This window comes from Actinomycetospora sp., from assembly GCF_055612215.1.
The window spans coordinates 1-2,797 of record NZ_JBVPVA010000436.1 but is presented as its reverse complement, the minus strand read 5'-3'; the positions used below and the strand labels follow the sequence as shown (position 1 = coordinate 2,797).

General features: G+C 75.8%; 5 protein-coding genes. 1 reads left to right on the top strand and 4 read right to left on the bottom strand.

What is annotated here, in order from left to right; genetic code table 11:
* Nucleotides 1–24: 24 nt before the first annotated feature.
* On the bottom strand, nt 25–609 hold the full coding sequence (locus tag AC0CYZ_RS12265) for a TetR/AcrR family transcriptional regulator (protein ID WP_472215658.1): 585 nt from the start codon (nt 607–609) through the stop codon (nt 25–27).
* A gap of 74 nt (nt 610–683) precedes the next feature.
* Between AC0CYZ_RS12265 and AC0CYZ_RS12260 the strand changes: the two genes are divergently transcribed.
* Nucleotides 684–1,067 (top strand): ester cyclase, encoded by a 384-nt coding sequence (locus AC0CYZ_RS12260; protein WP_472215656.1) that lies wholly within the window; start codon nt 684–686, stop codon nt 1,065–1,067.
* A gap of 13 nt (nt 1,068–1,080) precedes the next feature.
* Here AC0CYZ_RS12260 and AC0CYZ_RS12255 read toward each other — a convergent pair whose 3' ends face one another.
* The 3 genes from AC0CYZ_RS12255 to AC0CYZ_RS12245 all read right to left on the bottom strand — a co-directional run bounded on the left by AC0CYZ_RS12255 (nt 1,081) and on the right by AC0CYZ_RS12245 (nt 2,441).
* Nucleotides 1,081–1,863 (bottom strand): PIG-L deacetylase family protein, encoded by a 783-nt coding sequence (locus AC0CYZ_RS12255; protein ID WP_472215655.1) that lies wholly within the window; start codon nt 1,861–1,863, stop codon nt 1,081–1,083.
* Nucleotides 1,864–1,916: 53 nt separating this feature from the next.
* Complete coding sequence (locus tag AC0CYZ_RS12250) at nt 1,917–2,138, bottom strand: hypothetical protein (protein WP_472215653.1); 222 nt, start codon at nt 2,136–2,138, stop codon at nt 1,917–1,919.
* 144 nt (nt 2,139–2,282) lie between these two features.
* Entirely contained in the window at nt 2,283–2,441 is a 159-nt protein-coding gene (locus tag AC0CYZ_RS12245; protein WP_472215651.1) for a hypothetical protein, read from the bottom strand.
* Nucleotides 2,442–2,797 lie beyond the last annotated feature (356 nt).

The window sequence follows — 2,797 nt, the reverse complement described above, 5'->3', positions numbered from 1 at the left end:
CAGGAGGGGTTCCTGCTCGGCTGCTCAGCGGAGGCGGCGGAGCGCGCGGTCGATCTCGCTCTCCAGCTCGGCCTCGTCCAGCGGGCGGACGTGCTGCTGCACGACCGTCCCGAGCAACCAGGACACCAGCGTCCGCGCGTCCTCGGCTGCCGGCGAGGGGGAGCGGGCTCCGAGCAGTTCCTCGAAGAGGGACTCGACCGCCACCAGCATCTTCTCCACCGCGGCCCGCTCCCCGCGGCGGCCGGCCGCGATCCAGTGCTCGAACCAGAGGAACGCGGCGTACGGGCGGTCGACGAAGGTGTCGAGGTAGGCCCGGACCACGGCGCGCAGACGTTCCTCCGGGTCGTCGTGGCGGGCGGCCACCGCGCGCAGCCCGTCGAGCATCGCGTCGAGGTGAGCGGCCACCGCGGCGTCGACGATCTCGTCGATGTCGCGGAAGTAGTAGTGGATCGCGCTCTTGGTCAGCGGGCTCGCGTCCGCGACCGCGCGCGCCGTGCAGCCCGCGACTCCGTCACGCGCAAGGACGATCCGGGCCGCCTCGACGATCTGCTTGCGCTTCAGCTCGGCCGCGCTCGACGCCACCACCTCGTACTCCCGCGGGATCGCCACGGCGACCACCCTACCGATTTCAGGACATGCGTCCTACGATCAGGACACGTGTCCTGACGACGGAGGTGGCCGCCATGCCCCAGCCCGCGACGCTCGAGAGCAACAAGGAGCGCGTCCGCACGATGCTCGAGGAGGTCTGGAACGCCGGATGTCCCGAGCGGCTGCCGGAGTTCTGGGCCGAGGAGACGCGCGCGGAGGCCGAGGAGCTGCACCGGGTGCTGACGAGCGCGTTCCCGGACCTCCGGATCACCGTCGAGGACGTCGTCGCGGAGGGCGACCGGGTGGTCGTCCGCCTGCGCTTCCGCGGAACGCACCGGGGCCCCTTCCAGGGCATGGACCCGACGGGACGGAGCGTGGAGTTCGGCGCGATTCGCATCTACCGCCTGGACGCCGGCCTCGTCACCGAGACCTGGGCGCACCAGGACTCGATGGGGTTGGTGCGCCAGCTGCGCGGCTGACGACGGGAGCAGGTCAGCGCGCCCAGTACGTCTCGGCCAGGCGGGGGAGGACGCCGGAGGGGAACAGGGCGTCGACCTGGGTCGTGTAGCCGCGGACGAGCGACTCCTTGGCCTCGAGGCCGCCGTCGAACGACCAGGGGCGCAGGGCGCCGCGGCGGACGAACGCCGGGTCCGGAGCGTGCTCGAGGGCGTAGGGGAGGTCGGAGAACCACACGACCTCGCGGGGCCAGACGAGGCCGAGGTCGCGCGTCAGGAGGTGGTCGACGTGGCGGCCGACGCCGAGTGGGCAGAGCAGGAGGTCGGCCTCCCCGGCGCGGGCGGCGATCTGCATCGCCAGGTCCGCGCGCAGGCGCCGGTCGCCGCGGGAGACCCGGCCGCGTGCGATGTCGAACCGGAAGGTCGGGTAGCGGTGGGCGAGCTCGGGGACGAGCCGGGCCACCGGGGCGAGCGCCGTGGGGACCTCGCGCTGTCGGAAGAGCGCATCGGTGACCCCGAGGTGCTCGGGCCGGGCGCCGAGGGTCTCGACGACGGCCCGGTCCTCGTCGCGGCGGGCGCGGAAGAGGGTGGCGGCGTCCGGGTGGGCGCACTGGCGCAGGAACGAGCGGGCGGCGCGGCCGTGCGGGCCGTCGGTCGCCTCGGTGAACAGCGTGAGGACGGTGATCTCGCAGCGCGGGGCGAGCTCGCGGAGCAGGGCGCCGCAGGAGAGGACGGCGTCGTCGAGATGGGGGGAGAGGACGAGGCAGCGCGCCCCCGCGGTCAGCGCGGACCGCAGGGGCGCGGGCACCGGCTCGGTCACGGCGACTCCTCTCGTCCGGATCGTGGCGGTGGCGGTGGCGGTGGCCGTGGCGCTCAGGCGGCCAGGGCGTCGATGCCGGTGTCGGTCAGGCGGGCCGGGCCGGAGACCTGGGTGGCGAGCAGACCCGCGGCCCGAAGACGCGCCGCGACGAACTGGTCGGCGCAGGGCAGGCCGTCGACGAGCAGGCGCCCGGCGACGACGGTGCCGCGCCCGGCGGCGACGGCGGCGAGGACGGCGCGGTCACGGCGGCTGAGCTGGTCGGTGGTGGTGCTCATGGTGTGCTCCCGGAGGCTGGTGGAGGCGTCTCGCTGACGACTCCGAGCCTGGCCGCTCGCCCCCTCCGGGCGCGGTGGAGGCGTCCCCACGACGACGGGTGCGCGCCCTCCGATCGGGGTGGGGTCATCCCTACCCCCGGCTGCTCAGAGCGCGCCGGTGAGCACCAGGGCCACCACGAGCAGGATCAGGACGACGACGGCCGCGACGACGAGCACGACCGTGCGCGTCCGGTTCGACGACGATCCCCCGGCCGGCGTCGCCGAGGGAGCCTGGCCGGCGGGCCCCGGGAACGGCCCGGTCATCGGCCGACCCGGAGGCGGACCTCCGGGCGGACCTCCGGGGCGGCCTCCCGGCGGGCCGCCGGGCCATCCCGGACGCGGCCCGGGGCCACCCGGACCGCCCGGGTGCGGGCCACCCGGACCGGGCCCGCCGGGTCGACCCTGCGCGGGGAAGGCCCCGCTCGGGGGCGCGGGGCGGCCCGGCTGACGGGGCGGTGCCGCACCCGGAGGCCGGCGGGGCGGGGCTCCCGCCGGCGGGCGGCCTGTGGTGGGACTGCCGGTCGAGGGGCTGCCGGTCGAGGGGTTGCTGGTCGATGGGGTGCCGGTCGCGGGCGTGCCGGTCGAGGGAACGGGGCGGACGACGGTGGTCTTGGCGGGAT